Consider the following 22,123-nt stretch of genomic DNA (forward strand, 5'->3'; position numbering starts at 1 on the left):
GCGACTCCGGCAGAGTTGTCACGGGTGCCATCTCGACCGCTGCCACGATCCGGCCCAGGTCGGGTCCACTTGGGCGAGCGAGGTTTCCGAGTCGACGGCACACCGTGAACAGCGGGCTGCTCGACCACGCCGGTACGCCTCCGTCCGGTGGATGTCGCACACCGTGATCACCACGCGGCTGCCAGCAGGCTGGAATGCGGTGCGGCGTCGGTCCGGGTTTCGGGGTGTGGGCTCGGGGCTCGACCCCCGGCCCCGCGGCCCCGGGTCATCCTCGAGGTGTATCCGAAGCGCGACCTCGGGTCGATAGTGCGAGCACGACAGTTGGGGAAGACTGGTCCCCATGATCGAACTGAGGGGCCTGACCAAACACTACGGGCAAACCGTCGCTGTGTCGGATCTGTCGTTCACTGTCCGCCCGGGGCAGGTGACCGGCTTTCTCGGCCCGAACGGGGCGGGCAAGTCGACCACGATGCGCATGATCCTGGGCCTGGACGCGCCGACCTCCGGTACCGCGCTCATCAACGGTAAGCCGTACCGCGAGCTGCAACGGCCGCTCGAATCGGTGGGCGCCCTGCTGGATGCCAAGTGGGTGCATCCGAACCGGTCGGCCCGGTCGCATCTGCGCTGGCTGGCCGCGTCGAACGACATTCCGGTGGCGCGCGTGGAGGAAGTGCTCCGCCTGGTCGGCCTCAGCGAGGTCGCCAACCGCAACGCGGGCGGCTTCTCGCTCGGCATGTCCCAGCGTCTGGGCCTGGCGGGCGCGCTGCTCGGCGATCCCAAGGTGCTGCTGTTCGACGAGCCGGTGAACGGCCTCGACCCCGAGGGCATCCTGTGGATCCGCCGCTTCATGCAGCGCCTGGCCGCCGAGGGCCGCACCGTGCTGGTGTCGAGCCACCTGCTCTCGGAGATGGCGCAGACCGCGGAACATCTCATCGTCATCGGCCGGGGTCAGCTCATGGCCGATGTGAGCACGAAGGAATTCATCGAGCGCTCCTCGGAACAGTCCGTGCGCGTGCGCAGTCCGCAGCTGGATCAGCTGCGCAGCCTGCTCACCTCGAACGGGATGACCGTGCGCGAGGACGCCGCGGACACCGAGGGCGCGGCGCTGGTGGTGGCGGGGGTGACCAGTGACGTGGTCGGCAAACTCGCAGGCGCGCACGACATCACGCTGTTCGAGCTGTCCCCGCAGCGGGCTTCGCTCGAGGAGGCGTTCATGCGTATGACCGGTGGTGCGGTGGAGTACCACGGTGCAGGCTTCGACCAGGTGATGGGAGGTGCGCTCTGATGGGCGTGCTCGCAGCGGAACGTATCAAGCTCACCTCGACCCGTTCGCCCTGGTGGTGCGCGGCCATCATCGTGGCGCTGGGCCTCGGCTTCGCGGCCCTGCTCGCGGCGGTCGACAAGGAGGGGATCACCCTCAGCGGCGCGGTCGGCGGTACGAGCGGTTTCGGCGTACTGGTGCTGATGATCATGGCCACGCTGGCGGTCACCAGTGAGTATCGATTCGGAACCATTCGCAGCACATTTCTAGCAACCCCTGCGCGGGACAAGGTGCTGCTGACCAAGGCGGGCCTGCTCGGCGTCTTCGGCGCGGTGGTCATCGGCGTGGTGTCCCTGCTCGGATACGCGCTGGCCAAGGCGATCGGCGGTGATGCCGCGCAGGGGCTGGTGCTCAACGCCGACACCGCGCGCGGTCTCTACGGCGTTCCGATCTACGCCTTCCTCGCGGTGGTCTTCGCGATCGGCGTCGGCGTGCTGGTCCGCCAGAGCGCGGCCGCCATCTCCATCGTGCTGCTGCTCCCGACGGTCATCGAACTCCTGCTGGGCGCCTTCGGCAGCTTCGGCCGAAATGTCGGCGCTTTCTTGCCTTTTCAGAATGCCGGCCGGTTCTACACGGTGGGTACGGCGGATGAGCTGCAGGTCATCAACTGGCACTGGGGCCCGTGGGGGAGCCTGGTGTACTTCGCCGCTTTCGTGGCGATCGTTTTCGGCGCCGCGCTGGTGGTGGTGAACAAGCGCGACGCGTAGAGACCCTGCCCAGGGAGCCGTCGGCCACTGCCCGGCGCGGCGGCACATCGGCCCGACGCGGATCCCGCGTCGGGCCGATGCCGCACCGGGTCGCGCGGCCCACCGGATGAACGGGATGTGAATACTGTCGCAGGGGGCGCGTAGTTTCTGGCCCCGGTAATTGGGCATGGGTAGCATCGCAACAGCAACCAAAGCACTCAAACAATCGGCGGGTCCAAAGGTGTGGCCGCTCGAACCGATCGGGAGGTGTCAGGTGGCGGTCATTCATCCATCCGGCGATCAAGGGCTGAGATACGCTCTCCGCGTGAGCGAACGACCCTCCGAAGGCGGCGAAGACGCGTCCGACGCGTCCCGCACGGAGGGACTGGGGACCGATCGCAGCCGGTCGCGCGGTGTCAACGGTGCGCGCGGGCGCGAGCCTCGCAAGATCAATCGTGACGTGGTCATTCCCCTCACCCCGGCCGAACTGGCCGACGACGATGCCGAATCGGGCCGCCGGCGTTCCGGCGCGCGTTTCCCGGGCCAGCTCTCGGCCCTGGTCAACGCCGCGAATCAGCGCGGGGATCTGATCGGCGTCATTCGCAAGGCCCGCGAGAATCTGCCCGGCGATCCCGCGTTCGGCGATCCGCTCTCGGTCTCCGGGCCGGGCGGCGCGCGAGCGGTGGCCCGTGCGGCGGACAAGGCGCTCGGCGATTCGCCCAGCGCGGCCAAGGAATTGGGCCTGGGTGCGCTGCAGGTGTGGCAGGCCATGCTGGAACGGGTCGGCAAGGGCCGGGGCCCGCAGGACGTCACGATCATGTTCACCGACCTGGTGGCGTTCTCGAGCTGGTCGCTCGCCGCGGGTGACGAGGCGACGCTGGAACTGCTGCGCCGGGTCGCCCGGGCCATCGAACCGCCGGTCGCCGAGCGCGGCGGTCAGGTCATCAAGCGCATGGGCGACGGCCTGATGGCCGTGTTCCCCTCGGCCGATCGCGCGCTACAGGCGGCGGTCGCGGCGAAGGAGAACCTCGCAGCCGTCTCCATCGACGGCTACCGCCCGCAGATGCGCATGGGCCTGCACACCGGTTCGCCGCGCGAGATCGGCGGGGATTGGCTGGGCGTGGACGTCACGATCGCGGCCCGGGTCATGGCGGCGGGCGGCAACGGCAACACCATGCTGTCCGCGGTCACCCTGGAGGCGCTCTCGCCGGAGACCCTCGAACAGCTGGGCTTCGGGGTCAAGCCCTATCGGCGCAGCTTCTTCGCGGCGCCGCTCAGTGGTGTGCCGGAGGATCTGCGGATCTTCCGCCTGGAAGCCGAATAGCGATTTCCGGGGGGTTGACGGGCGGCTCGGAGTTCCCGGGCCGCCTTTTTCAGCGCCAGAGGAACGCGCCCAGGGCCGCGAGCACCGCGAGGCTCACCAGCCCGAAGGCCAGCGGCCGCGAGGTCTTCCACAGCGAGTAGGCGCCGCCGAGCAGGAATCCGGCCAGGGCCAGCATCAGAATCGTCACGGGTCGAGTCTGCCCGGTCGGTGCGCGCCCGCCCGCCGCGGGCCGCGTGTGGAGTGTCCGAAATCTCCGGTAGCGGCTCGACCGGGGTGAATTCCGCGGGGGACCGGAATCGCCGGCAATTAACAAGCACGCAGGCTTGATTTTTTTCCGGCGCGGTGTGACCCTGGTTGCGAACACGGCGAGGACGCCGTGCCGCGCGCGGGTGCACAGGGAGGCCCAGTAATGAGTCAGCTCGCCGACGATCCCGAGCTCATTCGGATCGGCAATTGTTCCGGCTTCTACGGCGATCGGGCGAGCGCGATGCGCGAGATGCTCGACGGCGGCGAACTCGACGTGCTGACCGGCGACTATCTCGCCGAACTCACCATGCTGATCCTGGGCCGGGACCGGATGAAGGACGCGAACCTCGGGTACGCGAAGACCTTCGTGCGCCAGCTGGAAGGCACCCTCGGCACGGCTTTGGACAAGGGCGTGCGCATCGTCGTCAACGCGGGCGGCCTGAATCCCGCCGGGCTGGCCGGGAAGGTCGGCGAACTCGCGGACAAGCTGGGGCTGGCCCCGAAGATCGCGTACGTGAGCGGTGACGATCTGCTCTCGCGCGCAAGCGAACTGGGGCTCGGCTCGCCGCTCACCGCCAACGCCTACCTGGGCGCGTGGGGCATCGCCGAATCGCTGAACGCCGGGGCGGACATCGTGGTCACCGGCCGGGTGACCGACGCGGCGCTGGTCGTCGGACCGGCGGCGGCGCACTTCGGCTGGGGCCGAACCGATTACGACGCGCTCGCGGGCGCGGTGGTGGCCGGGCACGTCATCGAGTGCGGCACCCAGGCCACCGGCGGCAATTTCGCCTTCTTCACCGAGATCGCGGATCTGAACCGCCCCGGCTTCCCGATCGCCGAGGTCCGCCGCGACGGCAGCACGATCATCACCAAGCACGCCGGCACCGGCGGCGCGGTCACCGTGGACACCGTCGAAGCGCAGCTCATGTACGAGATCCAGAGCGCGCGCTACGCCGGACCCGATGTCACCACCCGCCTGGACACCATCGAACTGAGCCAGGACGGCCCGGACCGCGTGCTCATCAGCGGCGTGACCGGCGAAGCTCCGCCGCCGCGAACCAAGGTCTCGCTCAACACCATCGGCGGTTTCCGCAACGAGATGGAGTTCATCCTCACCGGTCTCGACATCGAGGCCAAGGCCGAACTCGTACAGCGCCAGCTGGAATCGTGGCTGCCGGTGCGCCCGGCCGAGCTGGACTGGACGCTCGCGCGCCTGGATCGCCCGGACGCCGAGACCGAGGAGCAGGCCAGCGCCCTGCTGCGCTGCGTGGTGCGCGATCCGGACCCCAACAAGGTCGGTCGCGGATTCTCCAGCGTCGCCGTGGAATTGGCGCTGGCGAGCTACGCGGGCTTCTCGCTGAGCACGCTGCCCGGCAACGGATCGCCCTACGGGGTCTTCGTTCCCGGCTACGTGGACGCGAAGCAGGTGCCGCACATCGCGGTGCTGCCCGACGGCAGCACGGTCGACATCGCCCCCGCGAGCGACACCCTGGAACTGGCCGACGTGCCCGAACCCGCACTGCCGCAGCCGCTTCCGGCCGGTAAGACCGAGCGTGTCCCGCTCGGGACCATCGCGCTGGCGCGCAGCGGTGACAAGGGCGGCAACGCCAACATCGGCGTCTGGGTGCGCACCGACGAACAGTGGCGATGGCTGGTCAACGCCCTGACCGTGGACGAGCTGCGCCTGCTGCTGCCCGAGACGGCGAAACTGCCGATCACCCGGCACGTGCTGCCGAACCTGCGGGCCGTGAACTTCATCGTCGAGGGTCTGCTCGGGGCGGGTGTGGCCTATCAGGCCCGCTTCGATCCGCAGGCCAAGGGGCTCGGGGAATGGCTCCGGGCCCGGCACATCGATATCCCCGTGGAGCTGTTGTGAGCTACGTCAATATGTGGGAAAGCCCCGAGCGTCGCGAATTGCGCGCCACCGTGCGCGGATTCGCCGAGCGCGAGGTGCTGCCGTACCTCGCCGACTGGGAGCGCGACGGGGAGATCCCGCGCGAGCTGCACAAGAAGGCCGGTGCGCTGGGCCTGCTCGGAGTGCAGTTCCCCGAGGCCGTCGGCGGTTCGGACGGCGACGCCATCGACGCCGCCATCGTGTGTGAGGAGCTGCACTACGCGGGCGGTTCGGGCGGGCTCTTCGCCTCGCTGTTCACCTGCGGCATCGCGGTTCCGCACATCGCCGCCACCGGCAACGCCGAGCACATCGAGCGCTGGGTCAAGCCGACCCTGGCCGGGGAGAAGATCGGCTCGCTCGCCATCACCGAGCCCGGCGGCGGCTCCGATGTCGGGCACCTCACCACCAGGGCCGTCCGCGACGGCGACGAGTACATCGTCAACGGCGCGAAGACCTACATCACCTCCGGCGTGCGCGCGGACTACGTGGTCACCGCGGTGCGCACCGGAGGCGATGGCGCGGGCGGGGTTTCGCTGCTCGTGGTGGAGAAGGGCACGCCCGGCTTCACCGTCAGCCGCAAGCTGGACAAGATGGGCTGGCTGGCCTCGGACACCGCCGAGCTGTCCTATGTCGATGTGCGCGTGCCGGTCTCGAACCTGGTCGGCCCGGAGAACTCCGGATTCGCCCAGATCGCCAGCGCTTTCGTGAGCGAGCGGGTCGGCTTGGCCGTGCAGGCGTACGCGCAGGCCCAGCGCTGCCTGGACCTGACCCTGGCCTGGACCCGCGATCGCGAGACCTTCGGCCGTCCGCTCATCAGCCGTCAGTCCGTGCAGAACACGCTGTCGGAGATGGCGCGCCGCATCGACGTCGCCCGCGTCTACACCCGCCATATCGCCGAGCGCGCGGCCGGCGGGGAGACCGATCTCATCGCCGAGGTGTGCTTCGCCAAGAACACCGCGGTGGAGACGGCCGAGTGGGTGGCGCACCAGGCCGTGCAGCTGTTCGGCGGCCTCGGCTACATGCGCGAGTCCGAGGTGGAGCGGCAGTACCGGGATGTGCGCATCCTCGGTATCGGCGGCGGCACCAACGAGATCCTGACCGCCCTGGCGGCAAAGCGATTGGGGTTCCAGTCTTGAGTATTCTGCGCACGAACGTAGACCCGGCCTCGGCGGACTTTCAGGGCGCCGCCGACGCGATGGCGGCCAAGCTCGGCGAGGTCGAGGCCGAGTACGCCAAGAACATCGGCGGTGGCGGTCCGGAGAAGGTGGCCCGGCATCGCAAGCGCGGCAAGCTGACCGCGCGCGAGCGGATCGAGCTGCTCATCGACGAGGATTCCCCGTTCCTGGAGCTGGCCCCGCTGGCGGCCTGGGGCAGCGACTTCCACGTCGGCGCGAGCGTGGTCGCGGGCATCGGCGTCGTCGAGGGCGTCGAGTGCATGATCGTGGCCCCGGATCCGACCGTGCGCGGTGGCACGTCGAATCCGTGGACGCTGCGCAAGACGCTGCGCATGAACGACATCGCCCTGGAGAACCGGCTGCCCTGCATTAGCCTGGTCGAATCAGGCGGCGCCGATCTGCCGACGCAGAAGGAGGTCTTCGTCCCGGGCGGGCGGATGTTCCGGGACCTGACCCGCCTGTCCGCGGCCGGAATCCCCACGGTGGCGCTGGTTTTCGGCAACTCGACCGCCGGTGGCGCGTACATCCCCGGCATGTCCGACTACACGGTCATGATCAAGGAGCGCTCCAAGGTCTTCCTGGCCGGCCCGCCGCTGGTGAAGATGGCGACCGGTGAGGAGACCGACGACGAATCCCTCGGCGGCGCCGAGATGCACGCCCGGGTCTCGGGTCTGGCCGACTACCTGGCCGTCGACGAGCAGGACGCTATTCGCCTCGGCCGCTCCATCATTCGCCGGCTGAACTGGAAGAAGCAGGGCCCGGCCGCGCGCCCGGCCGCGGAGATCATCGAACCGCTGTACGACCAGGACGAGCTGTCCGGCATCGTCCCGGCCGATCTCAAGATCCCCTTCGATCCGCGCGAGGTCATCGCGCGCGTGGTCGACGGCTCCGATTTCGACGAGTTCAAGCCGCTGTACGGCTCCAGCCTCGTCACGGGCTGGGCGGAGTTGCACGGCTATCCGGTCGGCATTCTGGCCAACGCGCGCGGCGTGCTCTTCAGCGAAGAGGCGCAGAAGGCGGCCCAGTTCATCCAGCTGGCCAATCAGAAGAACACCCCGCTGCTGTTCCTGCACAACACCACCGGCTACATGGTGGGCAAGGAATACGAGGAGAACGGCATCATCAAGCACGGCGCGATGATGATCAACGCGGTCTCCAACTCCAAGGTGCCGCACATCTCCCTGCTCATGGGCGCGTCCTACGGCGCGGGCCACTATGGCATGTGTGGTCGCGCGTACGACCCGCGCTTCGTGTTCGCCTGGCCCAGTGCGAAATCCGCCGTCATGGGTGGCGCGCAGCTGGCCGGTGTCATCTCCATCGTGGGCCGCGCGGCCAACGAGGCCCGGGGTATCCCGTTCGACGCCGAGGCCGACGCCGGTATCCGCGCCATGATCGAGGCGCAGATCGAGGCCGAGTCGCTGCCCATGTTCATGTCGGGCCGCCTGTACGACGACGGCGTCATCGACCCGCGCGACACCCGCACGGTATTGGGAATGGCGTTGTCCGCCATCCACAATGCCCCGATCAAGGGCGCCGAGGGCTTCGGCGTCTTCCGAATGTGAGTGCCGGTATGGAGATTACGAACGTTCTGGTCGCCAACCGTGGCGAGATCGCGCGGCGGGTGTTCGCGACCTGTCGCCGGATGGGTATCGGCACGACGGCGGTCTACTCCGACGCCGATGCCGCGGCCCCGCACGTGGCCGAGGCCGACGCCGCCATCCGGCTGCCCGGCAACACCCCGGCCGAGACCTACCTGCGCGGTGAGCTGATCATCGAGGCGGCGCTGGCCGCCGGCGCCGACGCCATCCACCCCGGCTACGGATTCCTCTCCGAGAACGCCGAATTCGCGAAAGCCGTCATCGCGGCGGGGCTCGTGTGGATCGGCCCGCCGGTCCAGGCCATCGAGCAGATGGGCTCCAAGGTCGAGTCCAAGAAGATGATGGACGCCGCCGGCGTCCCGGTGCTCAAGCAGCTCGATCCCGCCGAGGTCACCGCCGACATGCTGCCGGTGCTGATCAAGGCGTCCTCGGGCGGCGGCGGGCGCGGTATGCGCGTGGTGCGCGAACTGTCCGAGCTCACCGAGCAGATCGAGGGCGCGGCCCGCGAGGCCGCCTCCGCGTTCGGCGATCCGACGGTGTTCTGCGAGCGCTACCTCGAGACCGGCCGCCACATCGAGGTCCAGGTCATGGCCGATCAGCACGGCACCGTGTGGTCGGTCGGCGAGCGCGAGTGCTCGATCCAGCGCCGCCACCAGAAGGTCGTCGAGGAGGCCCCGTCCCCGCTGGTCGAGAAGATCGACGGGATGCGGGTGCGGCTGTTCGAGGCGGCGCGGCTGGCGTCCGAAGCCATCGGCTACGAGGGTGCGGGCACCGTCGAATTCCTGGCCGACGAGAAGGGCGATTTCTTCTTCCTGGAGATGAATACCCGTCTGCAGGTGGAGCATCCGGTCACCGAGCAGGTCACCGGCCTGGATCTGGTGCGCCTGCAGCTGCAGGTCGCCGCCGGGCGGCCGCTGCCGGCCACCCAGCCAGCCATGCGCGGGCATTCCATCGAGGTGCGCCTGTACGCGGAGGATCCCGCGCACGATTGGCAGCCGCAGAGCGGCCCGGTGCACAGGCTCGCGATCCCGGGCACCATCGGTGAGTTCACCGTGCTGACCGAGCCGGGCGTGCGCCTGGACACCGGCGTCGTGGACGGTTCGCTGGTGGGCGTGCACTACGACCCCATGCTGTCCAAGGTCATCTCCTTCGCCGAGACCCGCGACGAGGCCGCGCATCTGCTGGCATCGGCGTTGCAGCGGGCCGAGATTCACGGTCTGGTCACCAACCGCGATCTGCTGGTGCGGGTGCTGCGGCATCCGGCGTTCCTGGCCGGGGACACCGACACCGCGTTCTTCGCCACCCACGGGCTCGACGCGCTCGCCGCGCCGCTGGCCTCGGAGTCGGACGAGGCGCTCTCGATCGTGGCGGCCGCGCTGGCCGAGGCCGCCGCGAATCGCAAGGCCGCCAAGGTCGGTTCCGGCGTCCCCAGCGGCTGGCGCAATCTGGCGTCGCAGCCGCAGTCCAAGTCGTACGAGAGCCGGGTCAGCGGTAAGCACGAGGTCCGGTACCGCATCACCCGATCCGGGCTCGAGGTCGACGGCTTCGCCGGGCTCGAATTGATCGAGGCCACACCGGATTCGGTGACGCTGCTGGTGCCGGGCGAGCGCGGGCCGGTGCGCCGCCGCTTCGCCGTGGCCCGCTACGGCGATCTGGTGGCGGTGGACTCCCCGCTCGGCCCGGTGTCGGTGCGCCGGCTGCCGCGGTTCGAGGATCCGGCCGATCAGGTGGCCGAGGGCTCGCTGCTGGCCCCGATGCCGGGCGCGGTCATTCGCGTCGCGGCCGAGGTCGGCAGCCGGGTGGAGAAGGGCCAGCCCATCCTGTGGCTGGAGGCGATGAAGATGGAGCACACCATCGCCGCGCCCAGCGCGGGCGTTCTCACCGAACTCACTGTGAGCGCGGGGCAGCAGGTCGAAGTGGGCGCGGTACTCGCCGTGGTCCAGGCGGAATCCGAAGACAGCGAAAACCAGGAGTAGGCAATGAGTTTCGTCGAAACCGAGGAACAGAAGGCGCTGCGCGACGCGGTGTCCAAACTGGCCGCCAAGTACAACTTCCGCGATTACGCCGGACCCAAGGCCCGCAAGAACGAGCCCTTCGACGAGCTGTGGGACGAGGCGGGCAAGCTCGGCTTCCTGGGCGTGAACCTGCCCGAGGAGTACGGCGGTGGTGGCGCGGGCATCTACGAGCTCGCGCTGGTGCAGGAGGAGCTGTCCGCCCGCGGCTGCGGCCTGCTGCTCATGGTGGTCTCGCCCGCGATCTGCGGCACCATCATCAGCAAGTTCGGCACCGACGCGCAGAAGCAGCACTGGCTGACCAAGCTGGCCGACGGCTCGGCCAAGATGGTCTTCGGCATCACCGAGCCGGACGCGGGCTCGAACTCGCACCAGATCACCACCACCGCGCGCCGGGACGGCGAGGACTGGCTGCTCACCGGCCGCAAGATCTACATCTCCGGTGTGGATCAGGCCGACGCGGTGCTCATCGTCGCGCGGACCGAGAACGCCAAGACCGGCAAGCTCCAGCCCGCGCTGTTCATCGTCCCGGTGGACGCCCCCGGCTTCGTGAAGACGAAGCAGGAGATGGACATCATCGAGCCGGACAACCAGTTCACGCTCTTCCTGGACGATGTGCGCCTGCCCGCGACCGCGCTGGTCGGCGAGGCCGACGCCGCGCTCGGGCAGCTGTTCGCGGGCCTGAACCCCGAGCGCATCATGGGTGCGGCCATGGCGGTCGGCATGGGCCGTTACGCCATCGATCAGGCCGTGGCCTACGCCAAGGAGCGCACGGTGTGGAAGACGCCGATCGGAGCGCACCAGGGCATTTCGCATCCGCTGGCCCAGGTCAAGATCGAGCTGGAGCTGGCGAAGCTGATGATGCAGAAGGCCGCGCACCTGTACGACTCGGGTGACGACTTCGGCGCGGCCGAGGCGGCCAACATGGCGAAATACGCGGCGGCCGAAGCGAGTATCAAGGCGCTGGACCAGGCCATCCAGACGCACGGCGGCGCGGGCCTGACCTCCGATGTGGGTCTGGCGGGCATGCTGGCCGCCGCGCGCATCGGCCGGGTGGCCCCGGTCAGCCGCGAGATGGTGCTCAACTTCGTGGCGCAGCACTCGCTCGGCCTGCCCCGGTCGTACTGACCCGGGCGATAGTTCTGCGCGACAACGAGATTCAGGAGAGCTGAATGAGTGAGACCACCCCCGACGCGCCGTTCGTGCGCTACGAGTTCCAGGACGACGGCTTCGCCGTGCTGACCCTGGACTCCCCGCACAATCGCAACGCGCTCTCGTCCCGGCTGGTGACGGAGTTGCTGGCGGGCCTGGAACAAGCCGCCGCCGATACCGCGGTGCGCGGGGTGGTGCTCACCCACACCGGCAACACCTTCTGCGCCGGTGCGGATCTGCGCGAGGCCATCGACGCCGATCCGGCAGCGGCGGCCGACATCCGCACCGGGTGGATGGTGTCGGTGCTGCGCCGCGTCCTGGAGTTGCCCAAGCCGGTCGTCGCGCAGATCGACGGCAACGTGCGCGCGGGTGGCATGGGTCTGGTCGCCGGCTGCGACATCGTCGTGGCCGGGCGGAGCAGCAGCTTCGCGCTCACCGAGGCGCGGCTGGGCCTGGCCCCGTTCGTGATCTCGCTGACCCTGCTGCCGCGCATGACCCCGCGCTCGGCGGCGCGCTACTTCCAGACCGGGGAGACCTTCGACGCCGCCGAGGCCGAGCGCACCGGACTCATCACCCTGGCCGCCGACGATCCGGCCGCTACGGTGCGGGGATTTCGCGCCGACCTGCGCAAAGGTTCGCCGCAGGGGCTCGCCGAGAGCAAGCGCCTCACCTCCGCGCCCATCCTCGCTGAGTTCGATCGGCAGGCCGACACCCTCGCCAAGCGCTCGGGCAGCTTCTTCGGCACCGCCGATGTGATCGAGGGCATGACGGCCTTCTTTCAGAAGCGTCCACCGAGCTGGGCAGAATAGCCACCATGGCCACACCCCACGAACCCAAGCAGGACCGCAGCCGGGCCACCCGGCAGCGGCTGCTGGAGGCGACCATCGACTGCCTGGCCGAGATGGGCTGGGCGGCGGCGACGGTCGCCGTGGTGGCCGAACGGGCCGGGGTATCCCGGGGTGCGGCGCAGCATCACTTCCCGACCCGCGAGGATCTGATCACCGCGGCCCTGGACTACATGTTCGACACCCGTATGGACCAGTCCAAGGCCGATGCCCTCGCCCTGGGCGAGGTGGCCGAGGGTGTGGGCCGGACCGAGGCGGTGGTCACCGCCCTGGTCGAGGGTTACACGACCCCGTTCTTCAAGGCCGCGCTGCAGGTCTGGACGCACGCCGCCGCCGATCCGGCCCTGCGCGAGCGGATTCTGCCGATGGAAGCGCGATTCGGCCGCGTCTCGCACCGCATGGCGGTCGAGGCGCTGGGTGTCGATGACGCGAATCCCGTTGCGCACCATCTGGTTCAGGCGACGATGGACCTGGCGCGCGGGCTCGGGCTCGCCGATGTGCTCACCGACGACTCCCTGCGCCGCAAGGAGATCGTGCAGCAGTGGGCGGCCACCCTGCACACCGCGCTGGAGGCGCAGCGCTGATACGGCGCGCCGTGTTCGAGGGTTCCTACCAGCCGTAAACCTCTGCCATTTCTATGTATTCGTCGTCCCAGCGCAGCTCGATGCTCCTGCGTTCTCGTTCGGGGAGGTCCGGGCTCCAGCCCACGCGACGCCAGAAGGCTTCGCGGCGTTCATCGGTGAGGGGCAGCAGAGGTTCGTTCATCACGACAAGTCCCTGGATCGGATCGTCCGGCATTGCCGTCTTTCAGGGTAGGGCAGTGACCTACGTCATAGCGCCGTTTCGAAGTGGCGATAATCGCGCCTGACCGGCCGTTATACGTGATCTGTCACATTGCTGGTCGCTTGCCCAGAAACCTAGTTTGGGTAACGAATCCCAGTCCGTATCCGAACGAAGGATCCAGCGTGCCCATTATCGACCTCGGCTCCGCCGCACTGAACCTCGCGAACTCGGTCACCGCCCTGGCCGCGAACATCACCTACCTGCTGCAGGCGTGGGGACTCGCCTGATCCGGTGAGAGCCGCCGCCGGGCCCGCCTCCGAATCGGAGGCGGGCCCGTTTTCGTGTCTGCCCCCGATTCGAGTGCCCCGAAAAGTGATGGCCCCCAGCAAGTTTGAACTGCGGGATTTTCAGAGGGTTCGAGAACTATCGTCCACGGCGACCCGACGTAGTTCTGACAGGAGTGAACGGATGCGCGTGGATACTGGTTCGAGTCGTCGAATTGGCTGGGGGACAGCTGTTTTCGCCATGTCATCGCTCGCCGTCGCCGTGGTGGCCGCCCCTGCCTCGGCCGGGCTGGAACAGCTCAGCGTCGGATCCGTCACCGACCCCGGGCAGGCCCTCTACGTCGGTGGCAAGTACGGAATCGGGGTGTCACCCAATCCCGGCAACAGTGCGAGCCGGCACGTGAGCTTCTACGACAACGGCCGCTGTATCGGGAGCAGTCTCATTCGCTCGTACGGTGACTCGGTTCCGGTGCCGGGACGGGCGAGCATCGTCTGGGTCCCGTCCACCGCGGGAACCCACACGCTGCTGGCGCGCCGCGGCGCGGACGCGGTGTCGATCACGGTGACGGTCGCCCCGACGCCGGACGGTGTCACCCCCGTCGAGCAGCCGAAACAGGACGGCTGTGGCCTCGACACCGGCAGTGTGAACGTCGGCAGCGTCGATTCGGGGAGCATCGGCCCCTCGTGGGAGAGCCCCGGCACCGGCAGCGTGTACCGCTGACGTCCATGCTCCACCGCGCCCGCCTCCCCTCGGAGGCGGGCGCTTTCGCGTGGGTCAGTTCTTCGGGGCGGTGAGGTCGTAGACGGTGACGCCGTCCACCTCCTGGGCGGTGAAATGTTCGGTGACCCAGGCGGTTATCTCCGCGCTCGTGCCGGAGTGACCGCCGCGCATCCCGTTCTCGCCGCTGCCGAGGAAGTAGTGGATCTCGCCGTCGGCGACGTACTGCTGGAACTGCGCCAGGGTGGGGGAGGGGTCGCTGCCGTTGAAGCCGCCGATCGGCATGACCGGGAGTTCGGTGGCGAGCTGGTAGCCCGCGGCGCTGTTCGAGCCGACGGTCGCGGCGACCCAGGTGTACTCGTCGCCTTCGGCGCTGAGCAGGGCGGTCAGGGTTGCGCCGGGGGTGCTGGCGGACATCAGACCGCCTGCCGCGCCGCCCATCCGGTTCTCCGAACGGTTCGCGCCGGTCGGCGCGTCGTTCGTCGTGCCGTTGGGCGTGGCGTTTCCGCCGCCGTCCATCGGGCCGCCCGGCGTCGTACCGCGGGCGTTGCCGGGCGGCATGCCCGGGCCGTTGCCGCCGTCGCCCCGGTTGCCGGCGCCACCCGGACCGCCGCCGTCCTGATGGCCGCCGCCCGGGCCGAAGCCGAAGCCGCCCTTGGCATTCGGGCCCGCCGACGGGATCGGGCCGGCGTGACCGGTGGCGAGGGTGTCGACCGTATAGGCCAGGGGGCCGGCCAGGCCGATCAGCACCGCCGCCGTGGCCGCGACCAGTTCGAGCCTGCGGGGCAGGCGGACCAGCAGCGCCAGGGCCGTGACGATCCCGGCCGCGAGGAGCGTCCAGCGCAGCCAGGGCTGGAAGGAGCTGCTGCGGGACAACAGCATCCACGCCGTCGCGACGGTCGCGCCGACCGCCAGCGCCAGGGTCGCGCGGACCCACAGCCGGTCGCGTTCGCGCCAGAGCAGGACCGCACCCGCGCCGGCCAGCATCGCCACCGCCGGGGCCAGGGCCACCGTGTAGTACTGGTGGAAGATGCCCTTCATGAAGCTGAAGACCAGTCCGGTCACCAGCAGCCAACCGCCCCACAGGATCAGGGCCGCGCGCTGCGGATCGGTCCGGACGGACCGGCCGCGCAGGACCAGTCCCGCGACGAGCAGGATCAGGGCCGCCGGGATGAGCCAGGCGATCTGACCGCCCTGCGCGGGCTCGAAGAGCCGCCCGATGCCGGTGCTGCCCCACATGCCGTTCCCGCCCGCGGGCAGTTCCCCGCCGGGGCCGACGCTGCCGGACTCCTCGCCGTTGAGCCGTCCGAGGCCGTTGTAGCCGAGGGTCAGTTCGATGATCGAATTGTTCTGCGAGCCGCCGAAATACGGCCGGTCGTCGGCGGGCCAGAGTTCGGCGATGAGCACCCACCAGCCCGCGCCGACGAGCATCGCGCCGCCCGCGGCGAACAACTGCGCGACGCGTTTGCCCAGCTTCGGCGGGCCCGCGATCAGGTAGGTCAGTGCCAGCGCGGGCACCACCAGCAGCACCTGGAGCTGCTTGGTCAAAAAGCCCAGTCCGATGAACAGGCCGGTCAGCAGCAGCCACCGCCAGCGGCCGTCCGCGACCGCGCGGGTCATGGCCCAGGCCGCGGCCACCATGAACAGCACCAGCAGCGCGTCGGGATTGTTGAACCGGAACATCAGCGCCGCAACGGGAGTCAGCGCCAGCACCAGCCCGGCCAGCAGTCCCGCGCTCGCCCCGAAGTTCCGTCGTACGGTCGCCCAGAGCAGTGCCACCGAGGCGACGCCGATGAGCACCTGCGGGAGCAGCATGCTCCAGCTGGAGAGCCCGAACACCCGGACCGACAGTTCCATGGGCCACAGCGACAGCGGGGTCTTGTCCACGGTGATGGAGTTCGCCGCGTCCGAGGATCCGAAGAAGAACGCCTTCCAGGACACCGAACCCGCCTGCACCGCCGCGGCATAGAACGAGTTGCCCCAGCCGTTCGCGGACAGATTCCACAGGTACGCCAGCCCGGTGCCGATCAGCAGCACGGCCAGCGCCGGATACTCCAGGCGCGAAACCCGCCGTGGCGCTGCCGCCACGGGGGCGTGGGCGGGCTCAGCTTGCAACGTCGTCATTGTTCGCCTCCTCGGGCGTATCGATGCCGGTGGTCGGTGGGGTCGTCGCCCAGGCGGGCAGGGCGCCGTGTCGGGGATGCGGCGGCCCGGCGGTGAAATCGGCGCGGCGGGTGCGAGATTCGATGGGTGCATCGCACGGAGCGGATTGCTCGGCGGGTCTCACCGTGCCCGTGCCCGATCGCCGCGCGTACATCAGCGGTGGACGCTCGCGGTGCGGCGACTCCGGACGGCGCGGGCCTGGGGAATCGGCCTCGACTCGTCCGCGAGAGGTCGTGGCGGACCCGAACTCGGCTCGACCGCGGCGCGCGGCGGCTGCGTGCGTGCGGTATCGCCCGAACTCGTCGCGCAGGCGCGGCCGGGTCATCGGCCGCCCTCCGGCTCGTGTGCGCCCGCCTGGCGGAAGACCCAGCGCAGGCCGACGAAGCGGGTGAGGGTCGCGAGCAGGTTGGCGGCCACCAGGACCACTAGTTCGACGTGGACCGAGGCGTCGGGCGCCCAATGATGCAGGGCGAAAAGGGATCCGCTGGTCAGCAGTAGGCCGATGCCGAAGATGGCCAGGCCCTGGAGCTGATGGGAGACCGCGCGGGTGGAGCCGCGGACGCCGAAGGTGAAGGCGCGGTTGGCTGCGGTATTGCCGACGGCGGTGATGAGCAGGGCCAGGAAGTTGGCGGCCTGGGCGCCCGTGAACGACTGCAGCGCAAGGTAGATCAGCAGGTAGGCCAGGGTCGAGGCGACGCCGACGATGCCGAAGCGCACCAGCTGGCCGACCATGCCGAGTGGCACGCCCGGGACCAGCGGTTCGCGCCCGACCGCCGCGCGCAGTTCGTTGATGGGCAGGCGGCCGGCGGCCAGGGCGCGGCCCACCCGCCAGATGCCGAGCAGGTCCTTGCGCGCGGTGTCGATGATGTCGACGCGGCTGTCCGGATCGTCGATCCAGTCCACCGGGACCTCGTGGATGCGCAGCCCGATGCGTTCGGCCAGCACCAGCAGTTCGGTGTCGAAGAACCACTCGCCGTCCTCGACCAGCGGCAGCACCACCCGCGCCACCGGGGTGCGCATGGCCTTGAACCCGCACTGCGCGTCGGAGAATCCGGCCCGCAGCGAGGTGCGCAGGATCAGGTTGTAGCAGCGCGAGATGATCTCGCGCTTGCGCCCGCGCACCACCCGCGAGGAGGACGCCAGCCGGGTGCCGATGGCCACGTCCGAATGTCCGGAGACCAGTGGCGCGACCAGCGGGAGCAGCGCGTTCAGATCGGTGGAGAGATCGACGTCCATGTACGCGACGACCTGCGCGTCCGAGTCGAGCCACACCTGGCGCAGCGCCCGGCCGCGCCCCTTGCGGTCCAGGTGCACCACGCGCACCCCCGGCAGTTCCCGCGCGAGATGGGCGGCCACCCGGAGTGTGGAGTCGGTGGATGCGTTGTCGGCGATGGTGATTCGCGTCGAGAACGGGAAACTACGGTCCAGGAACTCCCGCAGCCGCAGCACGCACGGCCCGAGATCGCGCTCCTCGTTGTACACCGGCACGACCACGTCCACGACGGGCGCGGTCACTGCCCCTGCTGGTTCCGCCGCCCGGACGGCGGTCGCTGTGTCGGTCATGATCACCAAGTTGGTGGACCACGCTGGGCCGACCCTGCGTCACAGCTGGGAGGTTCCTGGGAGCCGGGGTGGGTCTGTCAGATCGCGTTGCCGTGCGGGTCGGTGTGCAGCCGCCACAGCGGGGAGACCGGGCCGTGGCCCGCGCCCAGGTCGTAGGCGGCGGCCAGGCTGCGGCGGGTCCACTCCTTGGCGAAGGCGAAGGCGTCGGGGACCGTGTAGCCGTGCGCGAGGGCACAGGCCATGGCCGCGGCCAGGGTGTCGCCGCCGCCGTGGTCGTTGCCGGTGGCGATGCGCGGCGCGGTCAGCTCGTGGAAGGTGTCGCCGTCGAACAGCAGGTCGGTGCTGACCGCCGAGGTGCGCAGGTGGCCGCCCTTGACGATGGCCCACCGCGGGCCGAGGGCATGCAGGGCCACCGCGGCCTTGCGCGCGGTCGCGTCGTCGACGACCTCGATGCCGGTGAGCAGCCGCACCTCGTCGAGGTTCGGGGTGATGACGGTGGCGAGCGGAATCAGGGTGTCGCGCAAGGCATCCAGCGCGGACGCGTGCAGCAGCGGGTCGCCGTGCATGGACGCCGCGACCGGATCGACGACCAGCGGAATCGCGCCGTCCTGCCCGATCCCCACCTCCCGGCACACCGCCGCCACGGCCTCGATGATCCCGGTGGAGGCGAGCATGCCGGTCTTGGCCGCCCCGATCCCGATGTCGCTCACCACGGTCCGGACCTGCGCGGCCACGACCTCCGGCGGGATCTCGTGAAATCCGCTGACCCCCACCGTGTTCTGCACGGTGACCGCGGCCACCGCCACGCACGCGTGCACCCCGCACAGCGCCATGGTCCGCGAGTCGGCCTGGATACCGGCCCCGCCCCCGGAGTCGGTGCCGGCGATGGTGAGCGCGCGGACCGGCGTCTGCCCGTCCGGCGTGAGTGGCAAGAGGTTCACGCCTGCGACCCTACGCGCAGGCGAAACAGGAGTTATCGGGCATCTCCCGGCCGGCTCGCGGCGGAATCGTGGTTGTATTCCGCGACGGACCCGAGCAGGGCCGCGGCCGCAGTGCGATAGAGCGACGACTTGACGTGGCCGAGGGCGGGTCCGCTGGTCGGGGCCAGGTGCTGCGCGTACTCCACGGCGGATTTCAGGAGGTCGTGCTCGTCGGCGAGCGAATCGACCAAGCCCGTCGTCAGCGCTTCCGGCCCGCCGTAGCGCTGGCCCGTGACCAGGGCACGACGGGCCACGGGTAGCGGGAGCTGCGACTGTGCCAGCTCCACCATTCCGGGGGCGTAGTTGACGCCGAGCGTCACGCCGGGAAAACACACATAGCCACGATCGCGGCGCATTATCCGGTGATCGTGTGCGACAGCGAGAAAGGCGCCGGCGCCATAGGCGTGACCATTGATTGCGGCAACGGTCGGAATCGGCAGCGTGAGAATTCTGGCGAACAACCGCAGCAGGCCGGCGACATTCTCGTTGATCCGCTCCGGGTTTCGCGCGGCCCACTCCACATCGAAACCGGTGGAATAGAACTTCCCGTCACCGATCGTGACCAGTCCGCAGGGACCGGAGGTCGCGGCGACCTCATCCAGCAGGGCGCCCATTTCGCCGACCCACTCCGGATGAAACCGGTTCTCGGTATCGCGTTCTCCGCGGTTGCCCAACCGGAGAACGAAAACCTGTCCCTCACGCTGCAAATACGGCATCGCGTCAACATATCCCACCTGTGCGGCGGGCTTTCGGGCCCTGGCGAGCTCGGGTCAGCCTCCCGGAGTGATGTTCACACCGACACCGTTGGGCACCGGAACCACCTGTACCTTGCCGTCCTTTATCGCCTGGTACAGGACGTAGCCCTCGGGTCCGAGCACCGCGACCAGGCTCCGGATCGCCTCCAGTTCGGTGGTCACCCGCACGTTCTCCTCGCCCTGGGCCCGCGTCGCCTCGATCGCGCGCTGGGTATCGGTCAGTGCCGCGCGGACCGGCTCGGGCGGGATCGGCTGCTGAATGGTCAGCTGCGGATCGCCGCAGTCGCCGGCGCCGGGGGTGTAGACCGGGCTGCAGAAGAACGCCTCGCCGCCCTGCTCGGCAATGTACTTCGCGAGCAACTCGCCGACCGCGCGCTCCCAATTGCCCTTGGTCTCGGCGCTGGTGTACAGATCACGCCAGGCGAACGCCTTGGTGGCGTCGTCGAGTGCCCGTTCGAGCGGATGGCCGATGTAATCGCGCAGCATGCTGACCCAGCCGTCGGACTCGTACGCCTCGTACTTGATGCCGATGCGTTCGTGGAACTGCTGCAGTGTGTCGCAGTCGGTGTTGAGGCTGAAGGTCACCAGGCCGGTGACCTGGAGCTCGAGATCGTCCTTGGACACCACGGTCGCCTGGGTTATCTCCGCGTCCTCGGTGCCGGCGAACTCGAAGGTGCGCTGCCCAGCCGGGTAGAGATAGACCTGATCGCCGGGACCGTGATATTCCCGGTTGCCGGGAGAGACGCAATTGGAGAACGTGGTCGCGCTGAAGGGCCCCGCGTCGTATTCCAGCCCCGCCTCGTCCGGGTTCGGTGCCACCGAACACCCGGTAACGAACACCCCGATTATCAACAGCGCACCCAGAATTGGTGCCCGCCTATTTTTCCGCCCCATATCGCTGAGTATGAGGCGGCCGGAAGTCGCTGTCCACTAAATGATTTCGGTCCGCCGGAAGGGGTGTTGGCTGGCATGTAGCCCCGGTTGAGATCGGTGCCGGTTCCGCACTACCTGTCGAGAGGTTGCGAACTACCAGCGAACTCCGATGCCCGGGCTGCTCTCACACCGTCCGTGAGTAGTTCGCAAACGGCATGGCGACCCTCGGCGATGCCCGCGAAATCCGAGATGAGGTCGGGAAGTACCTGAATGCCATCGTGCTGGATGATCAGGAACCCGAAATGCGCGTCCTGTAGCGGGCCGTAATTGTGGGCCCCGCGATGGGTGCGAGCTCTGCCGACTGCGATGCCGAAGCGGGGGCGGCGAGCAGAACAGCGGCGGCCGCGGGTTCCAGTCGTGCCGGAATCCTCCCGGTGGGAGCCAGGGTGTCGGAGTGTGCTGTTAGCTTCTGTACCGCAAGCGGATTCGCCGTTTGCCACGGACCCGGTCGCTCTCGACCGGAGTTCGACATCGAAGGGGGAGGTTTCTCATGAAGCTGGTTGTCGCGGGAGCGCTCGCAGCCGTCGCGGTTGTCGCCGGAGCCGGGGGCGCGCAGGCGCGGGCTTATGACCGGGACACGGTGATCGCGGACTCCGGGGACGGGGCCATCACCATGACCTACGGGGCGTATGTGGACTGGCTGGCCGAGAACGCGGCCGAGTTCCGGCCCGAGGTGCAGCAGGCCGGTGGGTGCGCGGCCTTCATCGGCGCCAAGCCGGGCCGGGCGGAGGAAGCGCCGCTCGGAATCGATCCGTTCATCGCCGCGTGCAAAGAGGCCCTGGGGCTGTAGGCCGCCGGCTTTTGTGCTGGTGGCAGGCGTGGGCGCGGTGGCCGCGCCGTCATCGGGCGGGGTATTCCGCGGATACGCTGTCGGTATGGAACCGCCCGAGATCGCGCTGGACAACTATGACGCCGTGTACGACTACTACCGCGATCATCGGCAGAACCTGGTGAAGGCGAAGGCGGCGTACTGGTTGCTCGGGCATCGCTTCCGGCCCCGGGTCGGTTTCGCGGAGGGGGCTCGGAAAGAGCTGCGGGACTTCATCTCCGGGGGGCGTCCGGTGGTCATCTCGATCAACCACCTGTCGGAGAAGGACCCCTACACGGTGAGCGCGGCGGCCTGGCGCAGCCCGCTGCGGCCCGTCATCGGGCACACCAGGGTGCTGGCCAAGCACGAGGTCTTCGCCGACCCCAAGATGCGGGGCATGCTCGACACCATGGGCGGGATGCCGGTCTTTCGCAGCCGGGACCACGAGAACTCCCCGGTCAACGCCGCGTCGGCGCGGTTGATCGACACCTGCGCGGAGATCCTGGCGCGCGGCGACAGCATCGCCCTGTTCCCCGAGGGGACCTGCAACTACGTCGACCACACGCGGGTGCAGGAACTGGGCGGCGGCATCGGCCATGTCGTCAGCCGGGCCCGCGAACTCGGCGCGAACCCGGTGCTGGTCAATATCGGGCTCAGCTACGGGCCCCGGGCGGATCCCGCCGTCAAACTGAGCACGGCCGATGTCCGTTCGGCCAGCTTCTACTTCCGGCGGCCGGTCGGCGAATTGCCCGCCGAACCCGCCGAGATCACGAACCTGGTCCGCGAGGAGCTGCAGGCCGCCCTCGACGCGGCGGTCGCGGCCTACTGACCGACGGGCCGCCGAGGTGGGTGGACCCGATGGTTGACCCTGACGCTGGGTCAA

The 22,123-nt window shown here is 69.3% G+C and carries 20 protein-coding genes; 13 read left to right on the forward strand and 7 right to left on the reverse strand.

What is annotated here, in order from left to right; all coding sequences use genetic code 11:
* The first annotated feature begins 340 nt into the window (after positions 1-340).
* From ACWIGI_RS23255 to ACWIGI_RS23265, 3 genes are all read left to right on the forward strand, one after another.
* The gene (locus ACWIGI_RS23255; RefSeq protein WP_454204542.1) at positions 341-1,285 is read left to right on the forward strand and encodes an ABC transporter ATP-binding protein; all 945 of its coding nucleotides are present in this window, start codon (positions 341-343) and stop codon (positions 1,283-1,285) included.
* Positions 1,285-2,028, forward strand: coding sequence for an ABC transporter permease (locus ACWIGI_RS23260; protein WP_454204543.1), 744 nt, complete (start codon positions 1,285-1,287; stop codon positions 2,026-2,028). Before ACWIGI_RS23255 ends, ACWIGI_RS23260 begins: the two co-directional genes overlap by 1 nt.
* A gap of 535 nt (positions 2,029-2,563) precedes the next feature.
* A complete protein-coding gene (locus ACWIGI_RS23265; protein WP_454204614.1) occupies positions 2,564-3,331 on the forward strand; it encodes an adenylate/guanylate cyclase domain-containing protein in 768 nt (255 codons plus the stop codon).
* Between the two features lie 49 nt (positions 3,332-3,380).
* On the opposite strand, the gene ACWIGI_RS23270 is transcribed toward ACWIGI_RS23265, so the two are convergent.
* The gene (locus tag ACWIGI_RS23270) at positions 3,381-3,518 is read right to left on the reverse strand and encodes a hypothetical protein (RefSeq protein WP_354989566.1); all 138 of its coding nucleotides are present in this window, start codon (positions 3,516-3,518) and stop codon (positions 3,381-3,383) included.
* A 222-nt stretch (positions 3,519-3,740) separates the two neighbouring features.
* Here ACWIGI_RS23270 and ACWIGI_RS23275 point away from each other — a divergent pair, with 222 nt between their 5' ends.
* The 7 genes from ACWIGI_RS23275 to ACWIGI_RS23305 are packed head-to-tail and all read left to right on the forward strand — an operon-like array spanning position 3,741 to position 12,837.
* Positions 3,741-5,453: an acyclic terpene utilization AtuA family protein gene (locus ACWIGI_RS23275; protein WP_454204544.1), complete on the forward strand. Its 1,713-nt coding sequence runs from the start codon at positions 3,741-3,743 to the stop codon at positions 5,451-5,453.
* A gap of 11 nt (positions 5,454-5,464) precedes the next feature.
* A complete protein-coding gene (locus ACWIGI_RS23280) occupies positions 5,465-6,607 on the forward strand; it encodes an acyl-CoA dehydrogenase family protein (RefSeq protein WP_454204615.1) in 1,143 nt (380 codons plus the stop codon).
* The gene (locus tag ACWIGI_RS23285) at positions 6,604-8,208 is read left to right on the forward strand and encodes an acyl-CoA carboxylase subunit beta (protein ID WP_454204545.1); all 1,605 of its coding nucleotides are present in this window, start codon (positions 6,604-6,606) and stop codon (positions 8,206-8,208) included. The genes ACWIGI_RS23280 and ACWIGI_RS23285 overlap by 4 nt, the downstream gene beginning before the upstream one ends.
* Before the next feature lie 8 nt (positions 8,209-8,216).
* Positions 8,217-10,220 carry an acetyl/propionyl/methylcrotonyl-CoA carboxylase subunit alpha gene (locus ACWIGI_RS23290; RefSeq protein ID WP_454204546.1) on the forward strand — a complete coding sequence of 668 codons (2,004 nt, stop codon included), beginning with the start codon at positions 8,217-8,219 and terminating at the stop codon, positions 10,218-10,220.
* Between the two features lie 3 nt (positions 10,221-10,223).
* Positions 10,224-11,384 carry an acyl-CoA dehydrogenase family protein gene (locus tag ACWIGI_RS23295; RefSeq protein WP_454204547.1) on the forward strand — a complete coding sequence of 387 codons (1,161 nt, stop codon included), beginning with the start codon at positions 10,224-10,226 and terminating at the stop codon, positions 11,382-11,384.
* 44 nt (positions 11,385-11,428) lie between these two features.
* Complete coding sequence (locus tag ACWIGI_RS23300) at positions 11,429-12,217, forward strand: enoyl-CoA hydratase family protein (RefSeq protein ID WP_454204548.1); 789 nt, start codon at positions 11,429-11,431, stop codon at positions 12,215-12,217.
* A gap of 5 nt (positions 12,218-12,222) precedes the next feature.
* Positions 12,223-12,837 (forward strand): TetR/AcrR family transcriptional regulator, encoded by a 615-nt coding sequence (locus ACWIGI_RS23305; RefSeq protein WP_454204549.1) that lies wholly within the window; start codon positions 12,223-12,225, stop codon positions 12,835-12,837.
* Positions 12,838-12,862: 25 nt separating this feature from the next.
* Here ACWIGI_RS23305 and ACWIGI_RS23310 read toward each other — a convergent pair whose 3' ends face one another.
* Positions 12,863-13,018 (reverse strand): hypothetical protein, encoded by a 156-nt coding sequence (locus tag ACWIGI_RS23310; RefSeq protein ID WP_454204550.1) that lies wholly within the window; start codon positions 13,016-13,018, stop codon positions 12,863-12,865.
* A 543-nt stretch (positions 13,019-13,561) separates the two neighbouring features.
* Here ACWIGI_RS23310 and ACWIGI_RS23315 point away from each other — a divergent pair.
* Positions 13,562-14,041 (forward strand): hypothetical protein, encoded by a 480-nt coding sequence (locus tag ACWIGI_RS23315; RefSeq protein ID WP_454204551.1) that lies wholly within the window; start codon positions 13,562-13,564, stop codon positions 14,039-14,041.
* A gap of 54 nt (positions 14,042-14,095) precedes the next feature.
* Here the strand turns inward: ACWIGI_RS23315 and ACWIGI_RS23320 are convergent, their stop codons facing one another.
* The 5 genes from ACWIGI_RS23320 to ACWIGI_RS23340 form a co-directional block, all read right to left on the reverse strand.
* Entirely contained in the window at positions 14,096-16,162 is a 2,067-nt protein-coding gene (locus tag ACWIGI_RS23320) for a glycosyltransferase family 39 protein (protein ID WP_454204552.1), read from the reverse strand.
* A 360-nt stretch (positions 16,163-16,522) separates the two neighbouring features.
* On the reverse strand, positions 16,523-17,764 hold the full coding sequence (locus ACWIGI_RS23325; RefSeq protein ID WP_454204553.1) for a glycosyltransferase: 1,242 nt from the start codon (positions 17,762-17,764) through the stop codon (positions 16,523-16,525).
* A gap of 77 nt (positions 17,765-17,841) precedes the next feature.
* Positions 17,842-18,705, reverse strand: a complete 864-nt coding sequence (gene thiD / locus ACWIGI_RS23330; protein WP_454204554.1) for a bifunctional hydroxymethylpyrimidine kinase/phosphomethylpyrimidine kinase — start codon at positions 18,703-18,705, stop codon at positions 17,842-17,844.
* A 32-nt stretch (positions 18,706-18,737) separates the two neighbouring features.
* On the reverse strand, positions 18,738-19,460 hold the full coding sequence (locus tag ACWIGI_RS23335) for an enoyl-CoA hydratase/isomerase family protein (RefSeq protein WP_454204555.1): 723 nt from the start codon (positions 19,458-19,460) through the stop codon (positions 18,738-18,740).
* A 54-nt stretch (positions 19,461-19,514) separates the two neighbouring features.
* Positions 19,515-20,318 (reverse strand): SPFH domain-containing protein, encoded by an 804-nt coding sequence (locus ACWIGI_RS23340; RefSeq protein ID WP_454204556.1) that lies wholly within the window; start codon positions 20,316-20,318, stop codon positions 19,515-19,517.
* 604 nt (positions 20,319-20,922) lie between these two features.
* Between ACWIGI_RS23340 and ACWIGI_RS23345 the strand changes: the two genes are divergently transcribed.
* Together ACWIGI_RS23345 and ACWIGI_RS23350 are read left to right on the forward strand one after the other, a co-directional pair.
* Entirely contained in the window at positions 20,923-21,222 is a 300-nt protein-coding gene (locus ACWIGI_RS23345; protein ID WP_454204557.1) for a hypothetical protein, read from the forward strand.
* A gap of 85 nt (positions 21,223-21,307) precedes the next feature.
* Positions 21,308-22,069: a lysophospholipid acyltransferase family protein gene (locus ACWIGI_RS23350; protein ID WP_454204558.1), complete on the forward strand. Its 762-nt coding sequence runs from the start codon at positions 21,308-21,310 to the stop codon at positions 22,067-22,069.
* The last annotated feature ends 54 nt before the right edge of the window (positions 22,070-22,123 follow it).

Source organism: Nocardia sp. NPDC055321 (genome assembly GCF_053645575.1).

What these genes read in the sequence shown, in the direction of transcription:
- ACWIGI_RS23255 (WP_454204542.1), top strand. Translation starts at nt 341, where the DNA reads ATGATCGAACTGAGGGGCCTGACCAAACACTACGGGCAAACCGTCGCT.
- ACWIGI_RS23260 (WP_454204543.1), top strand. Translation starts at nt 1,285, where the DNA reads ATGGGCGTGCTCGCAGCGGAACGTATCAAGCTCACCTCGACCCGTTCG.
- ACWIGI_RS23275 (WP_454204544.1), top strand. Translation starts at nt 3,741, where the DNA reads ATGAGTCAGCTCGCCGACGATCCCGAGCTCATTCGGATCGGCAATTGT.
- ACWIGI_RS23280 (WP_454204615.1), top strand. Translation starts at nt 5,465, where the DNA reads ATGTGGGAAAGCCCCGAGCGTCGCGAATTGCGCGCCACCGTGCGCGGA.
- ACWIGI_RS23290 (WP_454204546.1), top strand. Translation starts at nt 8,217, where the DNA reads ATGGAGATTACGAACGTTCTGGTCGCCAACCGTGGCGAGATCGCGCGG.
- ACWIGI_RS23295 (WP_454204547.1), top strand. Translation starts at nt 10,224, where the DNA reads ATGAGTTTCGTCGAAACCGAGGAACAGAAGGCGCTGCGCGACGCGGTG.
- ACWIGI_RS23300 (WP_454204548.1), top strand. Translation starts at nt 11,429, where the DNA reads ATGAGTGAGACCACCCCCGACGCGCCGTTCGTGCGCTACGAGTTCCAG.
- ACWIGI_RS23305 (WP_454204549.1), top strand. Translation starts at nt 12,223, where the DNA reads ATGGCCACACCCCACGAACCCAAGCAGGACCGCAGCCGGGCCACCCGG.
- ACWIGI_RS23310 (WP_454204550.1), bottom strand. Translation starts at nt 13,018, where the DNA reads ATGAACGAACCTCTGCTGCCCCTCACCGATGAACGCCGCGAAGCCTTC.
- ACWIGI_RS23315 (WP_454204551.1), top strand. Translation starts at nt 13,562, where the DNA reads ATGTCATCGCTCGCCGTCGCCGTGGTGGCCGCCCCTGCCTCGGCCGGG.
- ACWIGI_RS23320 (WP_454204552.1), bottom strand. Translation starts at nt 16,162, where the DNA reads ATGACGACGTTGCAAGCTGAGCCCGCCCACGCCCCCGTGGCGGCAGCG.
- ACWIGI_RS23325 (WP_454204553.1), bottom strand. Translation starts at nt 17,764, where the DNA reads ATGACCGACACAGCGACCGCCGTCCGGGCGGCGGAACCAGCAGGGGCA.
- ACWIGI_RS23335 (WP_454204555.1), bottom strand. Translation starts at nt 19,460, where the DNA reads ATGCCGTATTTGCAGCGTGAGGGACAGGTTTTCGTTCTCCGGTTGGGC.
- ACWIGI_RS23345 (WP_454204557.1), top strand. Translation starts at nt 20,923, where the DNA reads ATGAAGCTGGTTGTCGCGGGAGCGCTCGCAGCCGTCGCGGTTGTCGCC.
- ACWIGI_RS23350 (WP_454204558.1), top strand. Translation starts at nt 21,308, where the DNA reads ATGGAACCGCCCGAGATCGCGCTGGACAACTATGACGCCGTGTACGAC.